The 21,420-nt window shown below is 28.2% G+C and carries 16 protein-coding genes; all 16 read right to left on the bottom strand.

The window, feature by feature from the left end:
* Positions 1 to 297: 297 nt before the first annotated feature.
* Positions 298 to 2,268: an NAD-dependent DNA ligase LigA gene (gene ligA / locus ACYUE0_RS10665; protein WP_460270509.1), complete on the bottom strand. Its 1,971-nt coding sequence runs from the start codon at positions 2,266 to 2,268 to the stop codon at positions 298 to 300.
* 530 nt (positions 2,269 to 2,798) lie between these two features.
* The gene (gene pcrA / locus ACYUE0_RS10660; RefSeq protein ID WP_460270503.1) at positions 2,799 to 5,042 is read right to left on the bottom strand and encodes a DNA helicase PcrA; all 2,244 of its coding nucleotides are present in this window, start codon (positions 5,040 to 5,042) and stop codon (positions 2,799 to 2,801) included.
* Positions 5,043 to 5,405: 363 nt separating this feature from the next.
* Entirely contained in the window at positions 5,406 to 5,711 is a 306-nt protein-coding gene (locus tag ACYUE0_RS10655; protein WP_010294242.1) for a YerC/YecD family TrpR-related protein, read from the bottom strand.
* A 504-nt stretch (positions 5,712 to 6,215) separates the two neighbouring features.
* Positions 6,216 to 6,443, bottom strand: a complete 228-nt coding sequence (gene secG / locus ACYUE0_RS10650) for a preprotein translocase subunit SecG (RefSeq protein ID WP_010294243.1) — start codon at positions 6,441 to 6,443, stop codon at positions 6,216 to 6,218.
* A 208-nt stretch (positions 6,444 to 6,651) separates the two neighbouring features.
* Positions 6,652 to 7,947 carry a phosphopyruvate hydratase gene (eno, locus tag ACYUE0_RS10645; RefSeq protein WP_010294244.1) on the bottom strand — a complete coding sequence of 432 codons (1,296 nt, stop codon included), beginning with the start codon at positions 7,945 to 7,947 and terminating at the stop codon, positions 6,652 to 6,654.
* A gap of 70 nt (positions 7,948 to 8,017) precedes the next feature.
* Positions 8,018 to 9,553, bottom strand: coding sequence for a 2,3-bisphosphoglycerate-independent phosphoglycerate mutase (gene gpmI, locus ACYUE0_RS10640; RefSeq protein ID WP_460270501.1), 1,536 nt, complete (start codon positions 9,551 to 9,553; stop codon positions 8,018 to 8,020).
* A gap of 21 nt (positions 9,554 to 9,574) precedes the next feature.
* On the bottom strand, positions 9,575 to 10,321 hold the full coding sequence (tpiA, locus tag ACYUE0_RS10635) for a triose-phosphate isomerase (RefSeq protein ID WP_061995905.1): 747 nt from the start codon (positions 10,319 to 10,321) through the stop codon (positions 9,575 to 9,577).
* A 60-nt stretch (positions 10,322 to 10,381) separates the two neighbouring features.
* Entirely contained in the window at positions 10,382 to 11,581 is a 1,200-nt protein-coding gene (locus ACYUE0_RS10630) for a phosphoglycerate kinase (protein ID WP_061995906.1), read from the bottom strand.
* Between the two features lie 340 nt (positions 11,582 to 11,921).
* Complete coding sequence (gap, locus tag ACYUE0_RS10625; RefSeq protein WP_061995907.1) at positions 11,922 to 12,929, bottom strand: type I glyceraldehyde-3-phosphate dehydrogenase; 1,008 nt, start codon at positions 12,927 to 12,929, stop codon at positions 11,922 to 11,924.
* Positions 12,930 to 12,973: 44 nt separating this feature from the next.
* A complete protein-coding gene (locus ACYUE0_RS10620; protein ID WP_199869139.1) occupies positions 12,974 to 14,005 on the bottom strand; it encodes a sugar-binding transcriptional regulator in 1,032 nt (343 codons plus the stop codon).
* Positions 14,006 to 14,131: 126 nt separating this feature from the next.
* On the bottom strand, positions 14,132 to 15,487 hold the full coding sequence (gene rpoN, locus ACYUE0_RS10615) for an RNA polymerase factor sigma-54 (protein ID WP_061995909.1): 1,356 nt from the start codon (positions 15,485 to 15,487) through the stop codon (positions 14,132 to 14,134).
* Between the two features lie 675 nt (positions 15,488 to 16,162).
* On the bottom strand, positions 16,163 to 16,570 hold the full coding sequence (locus ACYUE0_RS10610; protein ID WP_199869137.1) for a GNAT family N-acetyltransferase: 408 nt from the start codon (positions 16,568 to 16,570) through the stop codon (positions 16,163 to 16,165).
* Between the two features lie 128 nt (positions 16,571 to 16,698).
* A complete protein-coding gene (locus tag ACYUE0_RS10605; RefSeq protein ID WP_061995911.1) occupies positions 16,699 to 17,262 on the bottom strand; it encodes a hypothetical protein in 564 nt (187 codons plus the stop codon).
* 478 nt (positions 17,263 to 17,740) lie between these two features.
* Positions 17,741 to 18,670, bottom strand: coding sequence for an ABC transporter permease (locus ACYUE0_RS10600; protein WP_460270500.1), 930 nt, complete (start codon positions 18,668 to 18,670; stop codon positions 17,741 to 17,743).
* Positions 18,663 to 19,739: an ABC transporter permease gene (locus tag ACYUE0_RS10595; protein ID WP_061995913.1), complete on the bottom strand. Its 1,077-nt coding sequence runs from the start codon at positions 19,737 to 19,739 to the stop codon at positions 18,663 to 18,665. The genes ACYUE0_RS10600 and ACYUE0_RS10595 overlap by 8 nt, the downstream gene beginning before the upstream one ends.
* Positions 19,739 to 21,274 carry an ABC transporter ATP-binding protein gene (locus ACYUE0_RS10590; protein WP_460270499.1) on the bottom strand — a complete coding sequence of 512 codons (1,536 nt, stop codon included), beginning with the start codon at positions 21,272 to 21,274 and terminating at the stop codon, positions 19,739 to 19,741. Before ACYUE0_RS10590 ends, ACYUE0_RS10595 begins: the two co-directional genes overlap by 1 nt.
* Positions 21,275 to 21,420: the final 146 nt, after the last annotated feature.

Raw genomic sequence — 21,420 nt, 5'->3', positions numbered from 1 at the left:
TTGCTAACATTCATATTAATAACCCAAGTTTTAAATCGAATACATACAATAAATTCTTTCCATTTTTATAATTGTTTAAACAACATAATATCTTTGTTATAAAAATTTCAACTCATTTATTTAACATATTTTTTAATGACAACTATACTTTTAATTTGATTATCATTTCTAATTATTATAAACGCTGTAAATAATAATTCTTCGTCAAATACAATATCTATATAATAATTTACTAATTTAATATAAAAAATGATTTCTGCAAAATACAGAAATCATTTAAATAATTATTTTAATTCTTTATATCATTGATTTAAATTCTTCTTCACTTAAAATTTTTATCCCTAACTCTTGTGCTTTAGTAAATTTTGACCCTGGTTCTTTTCCTACTAAAACATAATCTGTTTTTTTGCTTACAGAACTAGAAACTTTCGCTCCTAAAGATTCTAATTTATCCTTTATTTCACTTCTAGAATAATATTCTAAAGATCCAGTTACTACTACAGTCTTTCCTTCAAAAACATTTTCAGTTATAGAAACTTCTTGATAATTAGGTTTTACTCCCAAATTTAATAATTCTTCTACATTCTTCTTTACTTCATTTGAATTAAAAAAGTCTATTATACTTTTTGCAACTATATCTCCTATCTCAGGTATAGCTACTAAAGATTCAAATGTTGCATTTACCAAATTATCTATATTTTTATATTCTTTTGCTAAATCTTTAGCGGTTTTCTTACCTACATTTGGAATACCAAGAGCATATATAAATGATGGCAAATCACAAACTTTGCTTTTTTCTATTGCATTTATAAGATTTTGAGATTTTTTTTCACCAAATTTTTCTAAAGTTAAAAGTTGTTCTTTTTCTATTTTATATAAGTATGGTATAGATTTTATATTTAACTTTTCAAAAAGAGCCTCTGCAGTTTTTTCACTAAACCCTTCAATATTCATAGCTTCTCTACTTGCATAATGAACTATGCTTTTAACCATTTGAGGTTTACATGAAAGAGTGTTATCACAAAAATAATGAACTCCATCCTGTACTAATTTGCTACCACAACTCGGACAAACAATTGGTACTTCTATAGGTCTTGAATTTTCTAAGGATTGTTCTACTACACCCATAATTTCTGGTATAACATCATTTGATCTACGAACAAAAACTTCACAACCAATTCTTACACTTTTTCTATTTATATCATCAATATTATTCAAAGTTGCTCTTTTCACAGTTACGCCACCAAGTTCTACTGGTTGTAAAATAGCAGTTGGTGTAACTCTTCCACTTCTACCAATATTCCACTCAACATCTAATAATACTGTTGATGTTTCCTCTGCTTCAAATTTATATGCAATAGCCCATTTAGGAAATTTAACTGTATACCCTAATAGCTCTCTTGTTTTCATATCATTTATAGCTATAACTGCACCATCTATATCATAATTTAGCTCACTTCTTATTTGTTCTACATACTTTATTTCATCTTCAATTTCTTCTATACTTTTACATACTTTAAAATATGCATCAACTGGAAAACCTTTTTTTATAAGAAATTGTAGCATTTCTATATATGTTTGAAAATTTTCACCTTCGTTATATCCTACATCATAAAAAAATGCTGATAAGTTTCTTCTAGCAGTTTCTTTTACATTTAAATTTCTTAATGCACCTGCCGCTCCATTTCTTAAATTTTTTAATGGTATTTCTGATGTAGCATTATATTTTTCAAATGCTTCCTTTGTCATTATAGCCTCTCCATGTACTTCCATAATTGAATTATCATCTATTTTTAATGGAACAGACTTTATAGTTTTAACCTGACTTGTTATATCCTCACCGATTTCACCGGTTCCTCTTGATGCTGCAACTTTTAAAATTCCATTCTCATCATATGTAAGATTTATTGAAAGACCATCAAATTTTTTTGTTACTACATAACTTAATTCTGGAAGTTTTTCATCATGATTTAAATTATATTCTTTAATAGACTTTAAATTTCTATTATGAAAATCTTTTATCTCTTGTATGGTTTGAGCTTTATCTAAGCTCCATAATCTGGCTTTATGAGTATATTTCTTAAATTCTGGAAGTATAATATCTCCAACTCTTTGAGTTGGTGAATAAGGAATTATATAACCTAATTCCTTTTCTAATTTGACTAACTCATCATATAATTTATCATATTCTTTATCAGATACAGACGGATTATCCAAAACATAATAGTTATAAGCGTATTTATTTAACAATTCAATAAGCTCTAACATTCTTTCTTTTTTCTCCAAGTTAACCGCTCCTTTAAGTACACATATTTTTAATTTTATATTTACCTATATAGGGATACAAGCTCTATATTTAACTTATATATCAAGACTCTAATTTCAAATGAAAGCATCAACAGTTTTAAAAAATTGACAGTTGACAATGAAATTTGAAACATCATCATGTTTTTTAAATTTGCTTTGCAACTTAAGTTCTATAATAAATAGCTTCAATTTTAGATTAAACATCTCCATAATTGTACATTTTTACTCTCAATTATAAATTGCTTCTAAGGTGATAGTGTAAAATTTGTGAAAATTTTTCACTTGATAAGGGTATAAGTTAAAAAATTATTTTAAAATCCTATATTTTTCAGCTAAAATTGCTCATCATTGCAATTAGGTGCATAAAACAATAAATCCCATCTATAATACATTAGGTATATTATGTAATTAAATATGTTTTATTTTAACCCTAAGTCAATGTGAGCAATTTTTAAAATCTATATAAAATACTTTTCACTAAATTACCTAATCTATAAAAGCTCTATTGGCGCTTTAGATATCATAAGTTTTTTAACACCTTGATTATCAAACGCTATTGTAGCTAATCTTTCTTCACCATTACCAGAAACCGCTATAACTGTACCTAGCCCAAAAACTTTATGTTTTATTTTTCTTCCTTGAGAAATCTCACCTATATTTGCAAAACTTTTTTCATTTTCTTTTGAAAAACTATCTGTTGATGAATTTTTAAACATAGAATTTTGATTATTTCTCAAAGAATGAGGATTGTTATACATTCCATTTCTTGCTTGACTCTTAAATGTATTAACTCCCCTTGCCTTCGCGCCTCCAACTATTTCCTTTAAATTTTGAGGAATTTCCGCTACAAAATCTGAAACTTCATAACTTACTGTTCTACCAAAAACCATACGACTTTCAGCTGAACTTACATAAAGTTTTTCTTTTGCACGAGTTATTGCTACATAGCATAATCTTCTAGACTCTTCCATCTCGTGGAAACTGTTTAATGATGACATTCCTGGGAATATCCCATTTTCCATACCAACTAAAAATACTACAGGAAATTCTAAACCCTTAGCACTGTGTACCGTCATCATAACAGTTGTTTCTTCTTTCTCCTCTAAATTATCTATATCAGATACAAGCGTTACTTTTTCTAAAAATGCAGATAATGATTTATCCTCATTAGTTTTTTCAAAATCAACAGCATCAGATACTAATTCCTTCAAGTTCTCAATTCTTGTTTCATCTTCTGGAGCTTTTGATTTCTTCAGCATATCCATATATCCTGTTTCTTCTATAACTGATAAAATTATCTTTGATATTGGCATATCATCTGTTCTTGTCATCAATGAATTTACGATACCTGTAAATCTATTTATAGAATTTATTGCTTTTGTTGTAAGTCCTGGTATCATCTCTACATCTAATAACGTATTATACAAACAATCTTCTGCCATATTTGCAACTTCTTGAACCTTTGCTACTGTAGCATCACCTATACTTCTTTTAGGTTCATTTATAATTCTTCTTAAGCTTACGTCATCTAATGGGTTGTTTATAAGCTTTAAATATGCCATTATATCTTTAATTTCTTTTCTATCATAGAATTTTAACCCACCAACAATTTTATATGGTATATCTTGCTTTCTAAAAGCTTCCTCCAAAATACGTGATTGAGAGTTCATTCTATATAAAACAGCAAAATCTTTATATGTTTTATTTTCCTCTCTCATTAATCTTTTTATTTCACTGGCTACGAAATTTCCTTCATCTATATCACTAAAAGCCCTATATAATTTTATTTTTTCCCCTGGCTCACTTTCAGTTCTTAGTACTTTATCTTTTCTCTGTGCATTATTTTTTATTACCATATTAGCAGCAGTTAATATATTTCCCTTTGAACGATAATTTTGTTCTAGTTTTACTATTTTAGTCTTAGGATAGTCTTTTTCAAAATCTAATATATTTCTAATATCTGCGCCTCTCCATTGATATATACATTGGTCATCATCACCAACCACACAAATATTCTCTTCTTCTCCAACTAATAATTTTACTAATTCATATTGAGCTCTATTTGTATCTTGATACTCATCTACCATTATGTATCTAAATTTTCTTTGGTAAAATTCTCTTACTTCTTGATTTTCTTTTAAAAGTTTTACAGTTATAAATATTAAATCATCAAAATCTAATGCATTGTTAGCTTTAAGTTTCTTTTGATATAAAAGATAGGCATCTGCTATCTTGTTTTTTCTAAAGTCGCTTTGATTTTCACTCTTAAATTTATCTGCAGTTATCAAATCATTCTTTGCATTAGATATTTTTCCTATTATTTCTCCATCAGTTATATCTTTATCATTTATGTTTAATTCCTTGATACATTGCTTAACTAATGTTTTAGAATCATAGCTATCATAAATAGTAAAATTTTTATTATATCCTAGTTTATCTATTTCTCTTCTTAAAATTCTTACGCAACTAGAGTGAAATGTTGATATCCACATTCTTTCAGCTACATCTCCAACTAGTCTAGCAATTCTTTCTTTCATTTCACCTGCAGCTTTATTTGTAAATGTTATAGCTAATATTTGTGAAGGATATATATTTAAATCTTCTATCATATGTGCAATTCTATAAGTTAAAACCCTTGTTTTTCCTGAACCAGCCCCTGCTAATATTAAAACTGGACCGTCAACAGTAGATGCTGCTTCATATTGTTCTTTATTAAGTAAACTTTTTAAATCCATTTTACCACTCCTAATCTAACGTTCTTCTAAGTTTATTAAACGTTTGTTAAATCATATATTATATTTTAAATAATTTGCTAATTTAACACTTTTTAAACAAATAAACTTAATTATATATTTTAAGCTTTAAACTATAATTTTTATTAATTAAAAATAAATAATAAATTAATTGTTATATTCAATCCTATAATTTCCATGTAATAATGTCCTACTATTATACCACAAATTAATAATATATAAGAAAATTTAATAATCCTATTGTTATTTTACCTTCAATTCACAATTATATTAAAAATAAAATACTTTATTTGAATTCAGCTATCTTTATTACCAAATTCAAATAAAGTATTTTCTATTTATATCTTATCTATTTTTCCAATTGACTCTATCAAATACAACTTTATAACCTTGATTGCCATAATTCAAAGATCTATTTACTCTACTTATCGTAGCAGTACTAGCCCCTGTTGTACTCGCTATATCTAAATATGTTCTTCGTTCCATTAACATCCTAGCAACTTGCAATCTTTGCTGTATTGCCTTTATTTCATAAACTGTACAAACGTCTTCAAAAAATCTATAATACTCTTCTTTCGTTTTTAAAGATTGTATGCATTCTATTAAAAAATCCATATCCTTATTTTCTAATCTTGATTTGTATTCCCCCATAAGTATCCCCCTTAGTTCATTAACGTCAGTATCTTAAATGAGTTTTTAAATGTTAAAAGCATAAATTAAAAATCTTAAAACTTTTCTCAAAATTTGCTCTATTTGAATAAATTATATCATATATTACATGCTCCCGTAAAGATAAGAACCTTTAAATATTTTATTGTTGTACAGTTTTAAAAGCTACTATCACAAATTACTATCTATATATAATTTGTGTAACATTTTTGAAATTAAACTTACACTATACTATAGGGTTCCAAGTTTACTTTTAAAATTATTCATTCCCAAACTTGGATACCCCAAATAGTGAGACATGCTCTGAATCACTTGCAACTCAACACTGAATCTTGTATAAAAATATTTTAAGGTTATTGAATAAATTAAAATTGGAGCTTGTTTCCCTATACTTCTAACTAAATTTATTATATATGTCTATTCATATTTAATTTGAACACATATTTCTATACAAAAAAAGATTAAAGTAGACTAGCCACTTTAATCTTACAAAGCATTTATTAATATTACCGAACCTACAAATACTATTGCAAAAAATACTGTAAGTTTTATTAAAAATGATTCTTTAGTTTTTGTTTTGTTTTTAGAATAGAATGTATCTGAACTACCAGTAACTAATCCTTGTAATCCGTTACCTTTACTTGGCTGTAATAATATAACTATCATTAGTAAAACAGCTGACAATATTTGTATTACAGTTAGTGCAGTTTTCATACACACACACCTCCCTATACCATAAAGCATTAATATATTAATATTAACATATTATTATTATAGTTACAATTACGATATTTATATAATATTTATTTTAAAACAACCTAATGTACTTAATTGTATAAACTTAAGTACATTAAAAGGATATCTCTCTATAAATTTTCAATTGAGATATCCTTTTTAAATTATTCTAATATAGATTTAATCACTATCTCTTTATGTTATAGAAAGAATTCATTCCTCTATATTCAGCCATATCTCCCAATTCTTCTTCAATTCTTAGCAATTGGTTATATTTTGCAACTCTTTCACTTCTTGCAGGCGCACCTGTTTTTATTTGTCCTGCATTCATTGCAACAACTAAATCAGCTATTGTTGTATCTTCAGTTTCTCCACTTCTATGAGATACTACTGCTGTGTATCCTTTTCTTGAAGCCATTTCTATAGCATTTATAGTTTCTGTTAATGTTCCTATTTGATTTAATTTTATAAGAATTGAGTTAGCTACTTCCTTTTCAAATCCCATAGCTAATCTTTCTGTATTTGTAACAAATAAATCGTCTCCAACTAATTGCACCTTATCGCCAATTTTATCTGTTAAGTGTTTCCATCCTTCCCAATCTTCTTCTGCCATACCATCTTCAATTGAGATTATTGGGTATTTATTTGCAAGCTCTACATAGTAATCAGCCATTTCTTCTGGAGTCAATATTCTACCTTCACCTGATAAATTATATTTTCCATCTTCAAAGAATTCAGATGATGCTGGGTCTAGCGCTAAGAAAATTTCTTCTCCTGCTTTATATCCTGCTTTTTCTATTGCTTCCATTATAACTTTTATAGCTTCTTCATTTGAAGCTAGGTTTGGTGCAAATCCACCTTCATCACCAACACCTGTTCCTAATCCTTTTTCTTTTAGTATTGATTTTAAAGTATGATATACTTCTGCACACATTCTTAATGCTTCGCTAAATGATTTTGCACCAACTGGCATTATCATAAACTCTTGTAAATCAACGTTATTATCTGCATGTTTTCCACCATTTAATATGTTCATCATTGGAACTGGTAAAACTTTAGCATTAACTCCACCTATATATTGATATAATCCAAGACCTAATGATTCTGCTGCTGCTTTAGCACAAGCAAGAGAAACTCCAAGCATTGCATTTGCACCTAGTTTTCCTTTATTTTTAGTTCCATCAAGTTCTATCATTAATTTATCAATAGCTACTTGATCAAATACATTCATTCCCACTAATTCTTCTGCTATAATTTCATTTACATTATCTACAGCTTTTAAAACACCTTTTCCATTATAAACAGCTTTATCCCCATCTCTTAATTCAACTGCCTCAAACATACCTGTTGATGCACCAGATGGAACTGCTGCTCTTCCTACTGTACCATCATCTAATGTTACTTCTACCTCTACTGTTGGAAATGCTCTTGAATCTAATATTTGTCTTGCATAAACATCAATAATTTCAACATATTGTTTCATAAATATAATCCTCCTAAAAATATCATAAAGTTAATTTTTTATTAATAAATTTTTATTTTTATATACTAAATTAATGTTCTATCAGGGAATTCCCTGTCATTTCTTTTGGTTTTTCAATTCCCATAGCATCTAGCATTGTTGGCGCAATATCTGCTAATATTCCACCATCTTTTAATTTTATTTTATTACCTGATACACATATAAATGGAACTTCATTTGTTGTATGAGACGTCATTGGCTTTCCAGTAGAAAAATCTATCATCTGCTCTGCATTTCCATGGTCTGCTGTTATAAATACAGTTCCATTTAGCTCTAAAACCTTATCAACAACTTTTTTAAGGCATTCATCTACAGTCTCTATTGCCTTAACTGCTGCATCCAATACACCAGTATGCCCTACCATATCTGGATTAGCATAATTTAATATTATAAGGTCATATTGTTTTGTATCTAATCTACTTAATACTTCATTTGTTACCTCTTTTGCACTCATTTCTGGTTTCAAATCATATGTTGCAACTTTAGGTGAAGGTATTAATGCCCTATCTTCATTATTGTTAGGCTGTTCTACTCCTCCATTAAAGAAAAAAGTAACATGTGCATATTTCTCTGTTTCTGCAATTCTAAGTTGTTTTAGTCCTTTAGATGCTACATATTCACCTAAAGTATTTTTATATTGTTGAGGTTTAAATGCTATGTTTACATTTTCTAAAGTATTATCATATTGAGTCATGGTAACAAAATTTAAACTCAAAGTTTCTCTATCAAATTTTTCAAAAACTTTATCATTTATTGCCCTTGTTATTTCTCTTGCTCTGTCTGGTCTAAAATTAAAGAATATTACTGAATCATTATTTTGTATTTTTCCAACAGCTTCATTTTCTCCATTTACTATAACTGTAGGAATTACAAATTCATCTGTTTTATTATCATGATAAGATTTTTCTACTGCTTCTACTGCACTATGTGATTTTTCACCTTCACCTTTAACTATAGCATTATAAGCAAGTTGAATACGTTCCCAACGATTATCTCTATCCATTGCATAGTATCTTCCACTTACCGTAGCAATCTTTCCAATATTCTCTTCTTTTAAGTATTCTTCTAATTCTTTAATATAATTACATGCTGAAGATGGAGGAACATCTCTTCCATCCAAAAAACAATGTATATAAACTTTTTCTAATTGATTTTTTTTACATAAACTTATTAGAGCCTTTAAATGATTTATATGTGAATGAACTCCACCGTCTGATAAAAGCCCCATAATATGCATTGATGAACTATTATCTTTTGCACTTTTTATACATTTTAAAAATTCATTATTTGTAAAAAACTCTCCATCGTCTATACTTTTATTTATCCTTGTTAGCTCTTGATATACAACTCTACCTGCACCTATATTTAAATGGCCAACTTCTGAATTTCCCATTTGTCCTTCCGGAAGCCCTACACTTAAACCTGAAGCTTTTACTTTTGTCATTGGATAATTGGCTTTTATATTTTCATAGTTTGGCTTTTTAGAAATTTTTACTGCATTGCCATCTAAATTATCACTTAAACCAAATCCATCTAATATCATGAGCATCATTGGTTTTTTAGACATTCTATCACCCTTTGCTAAAATTTAATAGTTTACAATATCACTAAAATCTTTTGCTTTTAAACTTGCTCCACCTATTAATCCGCCATCAATGTGTTCTTTTGACATTTGTTCTTTTATTGTTGAAGGTTTTACTGAACCACCATATTGTATTCTTATACTATTACTTATATTATTATCATAAAGTTTTTCAACTACACTTCTTATAAATCCGATTGTATCATTAGCCTCGTCAGCTGTAGCTGTTTTTCCTGTACCTATTGCCCATATTGGTTCATAAGCAATTATCATTTTTCCTACTTGCTCTTTTGATAATCCATCTAAAGCCTTAGTTACTTGATTTTCTAATATTTTTTCTGTTATGTTACCTTCTCTTTGTTCTAAACTTTCCCCTACACAAAGTATTGGTAATATGTTATGATTAAATGCAGCTTTTAGCTTTTTATTAACAGTCTCATCACTTTCATTAAAATACTGTCTTCTTTCACTATGCCCGATAATAACATATTCCACACCTAGCTCTTCAAGCATACCTGGAGATACCTCTCCTGTAAATGCTCCTTTTTCTTCAAAGTGCATATTTTGAGCCCCAACTTTTATATTAGTCCCTTTAACAGCCTCTACCACTGATGATAATGCTATAAAACTTGGACAAACCACTACATCACATTTTGCATCTTTAACTAAAGGTTTTAATCCATTTACTAACTCTAAAGCTTCTTTTATAGTATTATGCATTTTCCAGTTTCCTGCAATTATTGCTTTTCTCATAACTTTCCTCCATAAAATTAGTTATAAATTCTTTTAAATATACTATATCAAAATTATCAACTATTTGTCATTTAAAGCTACTATACCAGGAAGTGCTATTCCTTCTAAAAATTCTAAAGAAGCTCCACCTCCAGTAGATATATGTGTCATTTTCTCCCCTAACTGAAACATATTTACTGCTGCCGCACTATCTCCACCACCAATTATAGTAGTTGCTTCTTTATTTTCAGCTAAAGCCTTAGCTATAGTTTTAGTTCCATTTTCAAAATTTTTAAATTCAAAAACTCCCATTGGTCCATTCCACACTATAGTTTTAGACTCTAATATCGCCTTTTTATATAATTCCACAGTTTTAGGTCCTATATCAAGTCCCATATAACCTTTTTCTATATTTTTTTCCTCTGTTATTATTGCCTTTGCATCTTTAGAAAATTCATTAGCTATAACATGATCTACAGGAATCAAAAATTTAACATTTTTTTCTTCTGCTTTTTTCATCATATCTTTGGCATAATCTAATTTATCTTCTTCCACTAATGAATTTCCAACTTCATACCCATTAGCTTTTAAAAATGTGTATGCCATACCGCCACCAATGATTAAATTATCAACTTTTTCTAATAAATTATTTATTACATTTATCTTATCAGAAACTTTAGCTCCACCTAATATAGCTGTAAATGGTCTAACAGGCTGTTCAACTGCATCACCTAAGAATTTAAGTTCTTTTTGTATTAAATATCCACAAACAGAATCCTTAACAAAGTTAGTTACCCCTACAGTAGAACAATGCGCTCTATGAGCAGTTCCAAAAGCATCATTTACAAATATATCACAAACTGAAGCTAACTCTTTTGAGAAAATTTCATCATTTTTAGTTTCTTCTTTTCTGAATCTAGTATTCTCTAATAAGGCAATTTCACTATCTTTTAATTGTTCAATTTCCTTTTTAACACTTTCTGATATAACATTATCATCTTTTAAAAATTTTACATCCTTGTTTAAAAGTTCTGACAATCTATCTGCTACTGGCTTTAATGATAATTCCGGCTTTGCTTCGCCTTTTGGTTTTCCTAAATGAGAACAAAGGATAACTTTTCCACCTTTTTCTATTAAATAATTTATTGTTGGCAACGCACCTAATAATCTATTTTCATCTGTTATTTTTCCTTCTGATAAAGGTACATTAAAATCACATCTTACTAATATTTTTTTGCCCTTTATATTTATATCTTCTATAGTTTTCTTATTGAATATCACGTTAAAACCCCTTTCAATAAATATACTTTTCAGCACCTATCAAATACTGTTTAAATATTATATATAAATTAATTTTTTATTTTTATTAAATTACTGAAAAGACTTTTTTATATAATTTTGTCTTTTCATTAATAATTTTAACACTTTTTTCGTATTTGTGATACATTATTTTTAATTTTTAGCTAAATAATGTATACTTTTTACCTTTTTCTTCTTTATAAAATAATTTTAAATTAATTTTTTAACTTTTCTGATTTTAACTGATAAAAATAAAATCTAGTTCTATTTTGCTTAAGAACTAGATTTTTATTATAAAATATGGATAATATTATAGGTCTAATTATAGTCTTTCAGCAACATATTTTGTTAAATCTGCTAATCTATTTGAATATCCCCATTCATTATCATACCATGAAACAACCTTAACCATGTTGTCTGATATTAACATAGTAGATAATCCATCAACTATTGAAGATCTTTCATCCCCTCTATAGTCAATTGATACTAATGGTTCTTCACTATATCCAAGTATTCCTTTTAACTCTCCCTCAGCTGCCTTTCTAAATGCATCATTTATTTCTTCAACAGTGGCATTTTTTGATATTTCACACACTAAGTCTGTAATTGATACTGTTGGAGTAGGGACTCTTACAGCCATACCATTTAGTTTTCCTTTTAATTGAGGTAATACCAAAGATACTGCCTTTGCAGCTCCTGTTGTTGTTGGAATCATAGCTTCTGCTGCTGCTCTTGCTCTTCTTAAATCACTATGAGGAGCATCTAATATTTTTTGATCGTTTGTATATGAATGAATAGTAGTCATAAGACCTTTTACTATTCCAAACTCTCTATCTAAAATCTTAGCAAATGGTGCTAAACAGTTAGTTGTACAAGATGCATTTGAAATTATATTATGATTATTTGAATCATAATCACTTTCATTCACGCCTAATACTATTGTTATATCTTCATTTTTAGCTGGTGCTGAAATTAAAACTTTCTTTGCTCCTGCTTCAATATGTGCCTTTGCCTTATTTCCATCTGTAAATTTCCCACTTGCTTCTATTACAATATCTACACCTAATACTCCCCAAGGAATATTGTGTGGATCTCTCTCTGCAAATATTTTTATAGATTTACCATTAACAACAATTTCATTTTCAGTATTTTCTACTGTGCCTTCAAATTGTCCATATAGTGAATCATATTTCAATAAATGAGCTAATGTGTCTGCATCTGTTAAATCATTGATTGCTACAACTTCTAAATCATCATTATATTTGTTAATTAATGCCTTAAAAAAATTTCTTCCTATTCTTCCAAATCCATTTATACCAACTTTAATCATAATATCTTACCTCCTAAGATAATTTGTTATAATGAAATTCTAATTTACTCTTTAATTAATACATCGTAAATTTCTCTTGCTGTAGCTTCATCAGTAACTAGTACCTCATTTTCAGTACCCCTTGCTACTGCAATTATAGCTTTTGCTTTCGCTTTACCAGCTGCTACTGCAATCATATATTCTATTGATGGAACTTGATTTTTTTGTATTCCTATAGTTTCCATTGAATGAACTATTTTTCCTTCATAATCAAAATAATGTCCATAAGCCTCACCTACAGCATCTAAATGCTGTATTTTTTCCATTGCGGCTTTTTTCAATTCTCTTCTTTTAGACATTTCATTTGCATTACCTATACCATGAATAACTATATTAGATTTTGCAATATTATTAAAAATTTCTTTTATGCCCTCTTCATTTAAAAGAGCTTTATAAGTATTACTGCTTAAATTATCCGGTATATGAAGTATTTCATAATTACCGTTTAATTTTGATGCCAGTCTCCCTGCTAGTGTATTTGAGTGACATTCTATGTCTTTTCCTATACCACCTCTTGCTGGTAATACTAATATATTTTCGAAGCCTTGGACATTAGGGAAGTTATCCACTACTTCTTTAACAGTATTTCCACCTGTCAGGGAAATTATTATATTATCTTGTAGTATCTTTTTTATATAATTAACTGTAATCTTTCCTAATTCATTTAAAACTGAACTATCTTCATCTATATCTCCAGCAACAATAATAATATCTTTTAAATTTAATTTACTTTTTATACCTTCTTCTAAAGATTTAAATTCTTTCATTTCTCTTATAAAATTTTTTAATCCTTGAAGAATTTCTTCACCTTCACTTGTTATAGTCATTCCTGGATTACTTATTTCTATAAGTTTCTGATCTTTTAAAAAGTTTATTTCACTTCTTACAACTCTTTCGCTTAATTTGAGGTTAGTAGCTAAAAGTCTTCTTCCTATTGGCTGACTATAATATATGTTAGTTAAGATATTATATCTCATTTCCAGAACATCTAGAATTTCTGGCACTAATTTTACCTGTATTTTTAATAGTTCTTGCATAATTAGCACTCCTTTGGGACATTTTTTGTCCATAGGTGGTTTTTTGTCCCTCTTTATTCATTATTATATACTAAAAAGCTATTCTTGTGAATAGCTTTTTTTGTTAAGTTTATTTTAATTTTAAAATTATAACCTTTTTCGTCTTGATGAACTTAATATTCCTAATTCTTCTCTATATTTAGCTATAGTTCTTCTTGATATATTTATACCATCATCATTTAAGATTTCACATATCTTAGAATCGGAAAGAGGCTTCTTTTTATCTTCATTTTCTATTATCTCTTCAATTTTTTTCTTAATATTATAAGTTGATATATCTTCTCCATCTGTAGATATGCTATTTGTAAATAAATCTTTTATTCTTATAACTTTTCCAGTTGGCAATGCAATATACTTATCTTTTATAGCCCTGCTAACAGTTGATTCATGAAACTCTAAATTATCTGCTATAACTTTTATTGTCATAGGCTTTAAATGTGATGTTCCATATAAAAAATATTTCTTTTGAATATTTATTATATCTTCTATAACAAGTTGTAATGTATTTCTTCTACTTTCTATACTTTTCATTAAAAAAATTGCTTTATTCACTTTTTCTTTTACATAATCAACAGTTTCTTTCTCATCACAATTATTAAGCACTTCTTTATAGGTATTGTTAATATTTAATTTAGGCAACATAGAATCATTCATAATTACTATAAATTCATCATCTATTCTTTTTATAACTGCATCGGGGATTATATAATTGGTTTCATCTCCAGTAAAAAATCCCCTGGATGGTTTAGGTTCTAGAGTTCGTATTACATCAATATAATACTGAACTTTTTCACCGTCTATTTTCAACTCTTTAGCTATATTTAACAATTTTCCTTTAGATATGTCTTGTAGATGATTATCAATTATTATATATATGCATTCATCTTTAATCTTCTTTTTGTCTAGCTGAATTTTTAAACATTCCTTCAAATTTCTAGCTCCGATTCCTTCTGGTTCTAGGCTTTGTATTATACCTAACGCTTTATTCACGTCTTGTATTGAACATTTGTTTCTATTTGCTGTTTCTTCTATATCTTCTTCAAAATATCCTTTATGATTTAAGGATTCTATTATATATAAACAAACTTTAAACATTACCTTGTCCATTTTAAAATCTATAAGCTGCTTTTTTAAATAATCTTTTAAAGATTCCTTTTCCACAACAAAATTTAATGGAGATATTTCTTCGTCCTTTTCCTTATAGTAATCGTAATCCTTCCCTCTTTTATTATCATCTAAAAAATTTATTAATTTTTTCAAGTCTATTGCTTCTAATTTATTATCATCTTTAGATTCTAAAGCTATATTTTCTTCTAACTCTTTATTTATGTATGTCATTAAATCATAGGTGGACATTTGTAAAAGTTTTATAGAAAGTTGCATTTCCATAGTCATAACTAGCTTCTGTTCCATAGAAAGCTTCAAATCAAAACCTAAATTCATTTCATCACAATCCTTATCAAATAATTTTACTAAGTATTATAGAGATATAGGGAAACAAGCTCAAATTTAAATTTATTCAATAACTTTAAAATATTTTTATACAAAATATAGTGTTGAATTTTAAGTAATTCGGAGCATGTATCACTATTTTGGGTATCAAAGTTTTGAAATAAATAATTTTAAAAGTCAACTTGAAACCCTATATAAACTTTAAATTAAATTTTCTGAATGTTACGTTTGTTTTTATCATTTTGCTATTATATTGATCCAAAATTTACTTTAATAAATTAAATAAGATTAGCATCTTATTAGACTAACCTTAATTATATAATTTGAATAACTTCTTTATTAGCAACTCTTTGTGATTTATTAAAATTTAGTTATTCTTTATATTAAATTTTCCTATTTATAAAATTATTTTTAATTTCATTATATTTATATAACAATACTAATTCAATTATATCATATTTGTTTTAATATTTCATAAATTCTCTATTGTTTTAAACAATGTTGTATATTAAATAAAGCCGGTTTCAAAGTAGAATTCACTACATCTTAACCGACTTCATTATTATATTAAAACAGAGCACCTAGTCTCATATAAACTTTCTACTTGAACAAAATTTTAATTGGCTTTAAACTCTAAAATTAAAAAGCTGAACTAAATTTTAAATCCTATATATTCATTATCAATTTATTATCTTTATCCTTTGTAAAACCTAATTTAGTGTAAAAACCTTTTAGCTTTTCATCATCATCTACAATTATAGACTTTCCACAATTTTTCTTAACCACTTCTAATGCATATTTAACCATAGCACCTCCTAACCCTAAATTTCTTCTATCTTCTAATAAGTTAATTTTATTTATTTTATAAACTTTATCATCTACCTTTTTTAAAATCATAGTTCCTATTATCTCTTTACTATCCTCCAAATCATGTTCTTCAGTTGTAAATATAAAATCTTTATCTGATATTTTGCTATCTTCTTTATTCAACAATGATTTTTTTTCAACTTCATTTTTTATTTCTTCAATTCGCTCACTTGTATTATCAAATTCCTTAATAACTACTATTTTCATAATTTTCCTCCTACCATACTATTTATATAAATTTCAATTCAATTTTTACACATAAAAAAACGAAAAGAACATTATATTAATATTCTTTTCGTCTCCAATTTATTACTGTAATTTATTTTTATGATTGCTTATGCTAAATTGTCTAATGTTTTACAAACAGTATTATATAATTGTTTCAATTGCTCTCCATTTTTAATAATTCCTGAGGTTCTAAACACAATCTCATTAGAATAATTACCTAAGTTTTTTCCACAATCATCTAATTCCTTAATTTCTAGAACAAATTTATTATAACTTGATAATGTATCCATTATATATTTATTTTCTAATATAGGTTTAATACCTTGAACATTATTTGTCATTATTATAAATCGTTCTATTAAATCTTTATCTAATTCGGTAAATTTTTTCATATCTAAATCTTCACCGATAGTATTTAAACTATTTCTATTTGTAATTTTAAATTTGAAACCATCTATATTAGTAAAAGTAGCTCTGACTCTAGTGTAACTTATAGGTATGTTTCCTGCCATCATTGTATAGTATTCCATCACGATAGGCCATTTTTTATATTTAGCCTCTATCTTTCTACCTTTGTTTGCAGAAACAGTTATTTTTCCATTAATTTTGTCACTTACCCATTCCCAGACCTCCTCCTTATTTGGACCTGAAATACTTTTTATCCTATTCACAAAGCAACCCCCTAACATTTTATCCGTTCCACATTATTAATTGGCCATTTTGTAGCCTTTCATATTATATTATAAATCTGAAAAGCATCTTATTATTTGATTTTAATATTTTTCACTATGTTCCTAATCTTTCTATTTTATATAAATTTTCAAAGCATCCTATTAGATTAAAGAAAATTCATCATTGTAGCATTTTCTTATTCAAATTAAAATAAATAATTTGGTAATACTATATATTAATATACATATTACTTCATAGGAATATTCTAAATTTTTAAAATATTAGCACTATAATTATACTATACTTTTTTTATTTTGTAATATATTTTTAATACTTTATGACCTTTTTAACAATTTCTTTACTTAGTTTATACAAAAACAATGACTTTATAGGGGATTCTATATAAAATTCAAATTTTATTTTTTATATTTTTACAAAAAGAAAATGGCATTAGACTAAAGTCTAATACCATTTTATTTATCTTGATCCCTTTTCGTAAGGTTCTCCTGATGCTGCTGGTCCTTGAGTTTTACCAACAAATCCTGCTAACGCTAACATTGTTAGTATATATGGTATCGCAGAATAGAACTCTGTTGGTAATGACCATGAAAAACCTTGAGCTGTTATTTGGAATGCTTCTCCAAAACCAAATAATAAACATGCTCCTAAGATTCCAAATGGCTTCCAGTTACCAAATATCATAGCTGCAAGTGCTATAAATCCTCTTCCTGCAACCATGTTTTCTTTAAACATCGGTGTAATACCTAATGACAGTGCAGCTCCACCAAGTCCTGCTAGCATTCCTGATATTACAACACAAATATATCTTGTTTTATAAACATTTATTCCTAATGTATCTGCTGCCTTTGGATGTTCACCTACAGCTCTTACTCTTAACCCAAATGCTGTTTTATACATTACAAAGTATGATACAAACACTAAAATTATAGCTAATATAACAAACCAGTTAATCCCATTTAAAAGGGTTCCTATGATTGGCAAATTAGAAATTGCTTTTGGAACATGGAATGGCAGCCCTTTTACTAAGTCTGTTTGACCACCCTTTCCAAAAAGCTTCATAATTAAGAAACTAGAAAGTGCTGTTGCAAATAAGTTTATAGCCGTACCTGATATAACTTGATCTGCTCTTAAATTTATACTTAAAACCGCATGTATCAATGCAAGTAATCCACCTGCCAACACTCCACCAAAAATACCCATAATAGGACTTCCTGTTATATGTGTAACATATACAGCAAAGAATGCCCCCATAGTCATCATACCTTCAAGTCCTATGTTTACTACTCCAGCTCTTTCCGAAAACATTCCGCCAAGCGCTGCAAATATTAGAGGCGTTGCAATTCTTAAAGTAGATGTTATTAATGAAATTATATTAACATTATCCATTTATTATCGCCCCTTTCTTCTTTTTCTCTTCAAAGTATTTCATAATATAATCTGTTGCTACAAATATAATTATTATTGCTTGTATTAGGAATACAATTTCTTTTGGTATTCCATTTAATTGAAGTGCTCTTGCACTTGTATTAAGTGCTGCAAATAATACTGCTGATGCTATACATCCTATTGGATTATTTTTAGCTAAAAGTGCTACTGCTATTCCATCAAATCCATAGTTTGGAACTGCCATAAAATCTTGAACCATGTGGTTTACACCTGCTACGTGTAAAGCTCCACCAAGCCCTGCTATAGCACCTGATATAACCATTGCAAGTATTGCATTTTTAGCAACACTTATTCCACCATACTCTGCAGCATGTGGATTAATACCTACTGCTCTTATTTCATATCCAACAGTTGTTTTCCATAATAACCAAAATATAAATATAGCTACTGCAATTGCTATAAATATACTTATATTAGCTGGTGCACTTGGCATAAATCTTGTAAGCTGTGCACTTTTTTCTATTATTGGAGTTCTAGCTTTTCCTGGAACACCAAACCTAGTTTTAAGAATAATATAATTTGCAAAGAACATTGATATATAGTTAAGCATTATAGTATTTATAACTTCGCTAGTTCCAAATCTTGCTTTTAAGAATCCTGGAATTCCACCCCATATCGTTCCTGCTAAAATACCACCAAGACAAATTAATATAACATGAACTACTGGATTTAGTCCTGGAATTGTTCCTATTATTCCAGCTGAAATCATTCCCATTGCAAACTGTCCAGCTACCCCTATATTAAACAGTCCTGTTCTAAATGCTACTGCATTGGCAACCCCTGCAAATATAAGTGGGCTCATCTCTGCAATAGTGTTCATCATATTTCTCTTTGTACCAAAGCTACCTTTCCAAATTGTTCCCATTAAATCACTAACTGCTGTAAAATACTGTGTTATAGAATATCCCTTTGCCCACATAACAAAGAATACCGAAACAAATAAAGAAAGAAATATTGCTAAAAATGGGAATATTATAGGTTTTAAAACCTTTTTTAGTTTCTGTAACATTACTTTTCAGCTCCTTTCCTAATGCCATCTATTGTTCCTCCAGCCATCAATATACCTAGCTTTTGTTCATCGGCATCTTTTCTATCTAGCACAGCAACAACTTTTCCATCATACATAACTGCTATTCTATCTGATAGAGCTAAAATTTCGTCTAATTCTAAAGAAACTAATAAAACCGCTTTTCCTTTGTCTCTTTCTCCAACTAATCTTTTATGTATATACTCAATTGCCCCAACATCTATTCCTCTTGTAGGTTGAGCTGCTATTAGTAGCTCTGGATCTTTATATATTTCTCTTGCAGCTATTAGCTTTTGCTGATTTCCTCCTGATAATGAAGAAGCATTAACAGAATTATTAGGTGTTCTAACATCAAATTCTTCTATTAACTTATCACAGTGTTCTTTAATAGCCTTATAATTCATCACTATTCCATTAGAAAATGGTTTTTTCTTATGAATACCAAGAATTGAGTTTTCAAACAATGAGTATTTAAGGACTAATCCTCTTTTATGTCTGTCTTCTGGAATATGCGCAACCCCTGCTTCCTCAACGTCTCTTGGTGTTTTACCATATATATCTTTTCCTTTTACGGATATTTTTCCATCTTTAGGTTTTCTAAGTCCTGTTATTACTTCTAACAGTTCTGTTTGTCCATTACCATCAACACCTGCTATACCTAATATTTCCCCACCATAAACATCAAGATTTATATTTTTTATTACCTCAACGCCTCTTTGATCTATAGCAGATAGTTCTTCTATATTTAAAATTTTATCTTTTCTTTTACACTCATCTTTTTCTACAACTAAGTTAACTTTTCTTCCAACCATTAATTCTGCAAGTTGATCTATGTTTGTTTCCTTAGTTAAAACTGTTCCTGTTACTTTACCTCTTCTTATGATAGTAACCCTATCACTCATGCTCATAACTTCTTTTAACTTATGAGTGATTAATATTACTGATTTCCCCTCTTTTTTTAAGTTTTCTATAATATTACCTAACTCTTCAATTTCTTGTGGTGTTAATACCGCTGTAGGCTCATCTAATATTAATATTTCAGCACCTCTATAAAGTGCTTTTAAAATTTCAACCTTTTGTTGCTGACCAACAGAAATATCTTCTATCACTGCATTTGGATCTATGGCAAATCCATATTTATTTGATATTTCTTCAACACTTTTCACTGCAGAGTTCATATCTAACTTTATTCCCTTTTTAGGTTCTGTACCTAAAACTATATTTTCTGCCACTGTAAAATTTTCAACAAGCATAAAGTGTTGGTGAACCATTCCTACACCTAATTTTATAGCATCATTTGGACTGGTTATTTTTTGTAAACTTCCATTTACATATATCTCACCTTTTTCAGGTTGGTATAATCCATATAAGATATTCATAAGTGTAGTTTTACCTGCACCATTTTCTCCAAGTAAAACATGAGTTTCGCTTTTTAAAAGCTCAAAATCCACATTATCATTGGCAATAGTTCCAGGGAAAATTTTAGTTATACCTTTCATTTCTATTACCTTGTTCATTCTATTTCCTCCTTATACTAATAACTTCCCTCTTTATTAGTAAACCCAAACCTCTAACTTTATTATAATTTATCTAATATAACTTTATTTTTTAATATCATCCCACATAATATAATTTAACTATTTAAAAGGTATTTTACCAAGAA

Source organism: Clostridium sp. CTA-19 (assembly GCF_054767855.1).
Note: the sequence above shows the minus strand (reverse complement) of the source record. Positions and strands in the feature narration are given on the sequence as shown.

Bases quoted from the DNA above. Each gene is read 5' to 3' on its own strand.
- ACYUE0_RS10590 (WP_460270499.1), bottom strand. From the start codon at position 21,274: ATGAACAAGGTAATAGAAATGAAAGGTATAACTAAAATTTTCCCTGGA.
- secG (WP_010294243.1), bottom strand. From the start codon at position 6,443: ATGAAAACTGCACTAACTGTAATACAAATATTGTCAGCTGTTTTACTA.
- gpmI (WP_460270501.1), bottom strand. From the start codon at position 9,553: ATGTCTAAAAAACCAATGATGCTCATGATATTAGATGGATTTGGTTTA.
- ACYUE0_RS10655 (WP_010294242.1), bottom strand. From the start codon at position 5,711: ATGGGGGAATACAAATCAAGATTAGAAAATAAGGATATGGATTTTTTA.
- eno (WP_010294244.1), bottom strand. From the start codon at position 7,947: ATGAAACAATATGTTGAAATTATTGATGTTTATGCAAGACAAATATTA.
- ACYUE0_RS10595 (WP_061995913.1), bottom strand. From the start codon at position 19,739: ATGTTACAGAAACTAAAAAAGGTTTTAAAACCTATAATATTCCCATTT.
- pcrA (WP_460270503.1), bottom strand. From the start codon at position 5,042: ATGGATTTAAAAAGTTTACTTAATAAAGAACAATATGAAGCAGCATCT.
- ACYUE0_RS10600 (WP_460270500.1), bottom strand. From the start codon at position 18,670: ATGGATAATGTTAATATAATTTCATTAATAACATCTACTTTAAGAATT.
- tpiA (WP_061995905.1), bottom strand. From the start codon at position 10,321: ATGAGAAAAGCAATAATTGCAGGAAACTGGAAAATGCATAATACTATA.
- ACYUE0_RS10610 (WP_199869137.1), bottom strand. From the start codon at position 16,570: ATGAAAATAGTAGTTATTAAGGAATTTGATAATACAAGTGAGCGAATT.
- rpoN (WP_061995909.1), bottom strand. From the start codon at position 15,487: ATGAATTTAGGTTTTGATTTGAAGCTTTCTATGGAACAGAAGCTAGTT.
- ligA (WP_460270509.1), bottom strand. From the start codon at position 2,268: ATGTTAGAGCTTATTGAATTGTTAAATAAATACGCTTATAACTATTAT.
- gap (WP_061995907.1), bottom strand. From the start codon at position 12,929: ATGATTAAAGTTGGTATAAATGGATTTGGAAGAATAGGAAGAAATTTT.
- ACYUE0_RS10620 (WP_199869139.1), bottom strand. From the start codon at position 14,005: ATGCAAGAACTATTAAAAATACAGGTAAAATTAGTGCCAGAAATTCTA.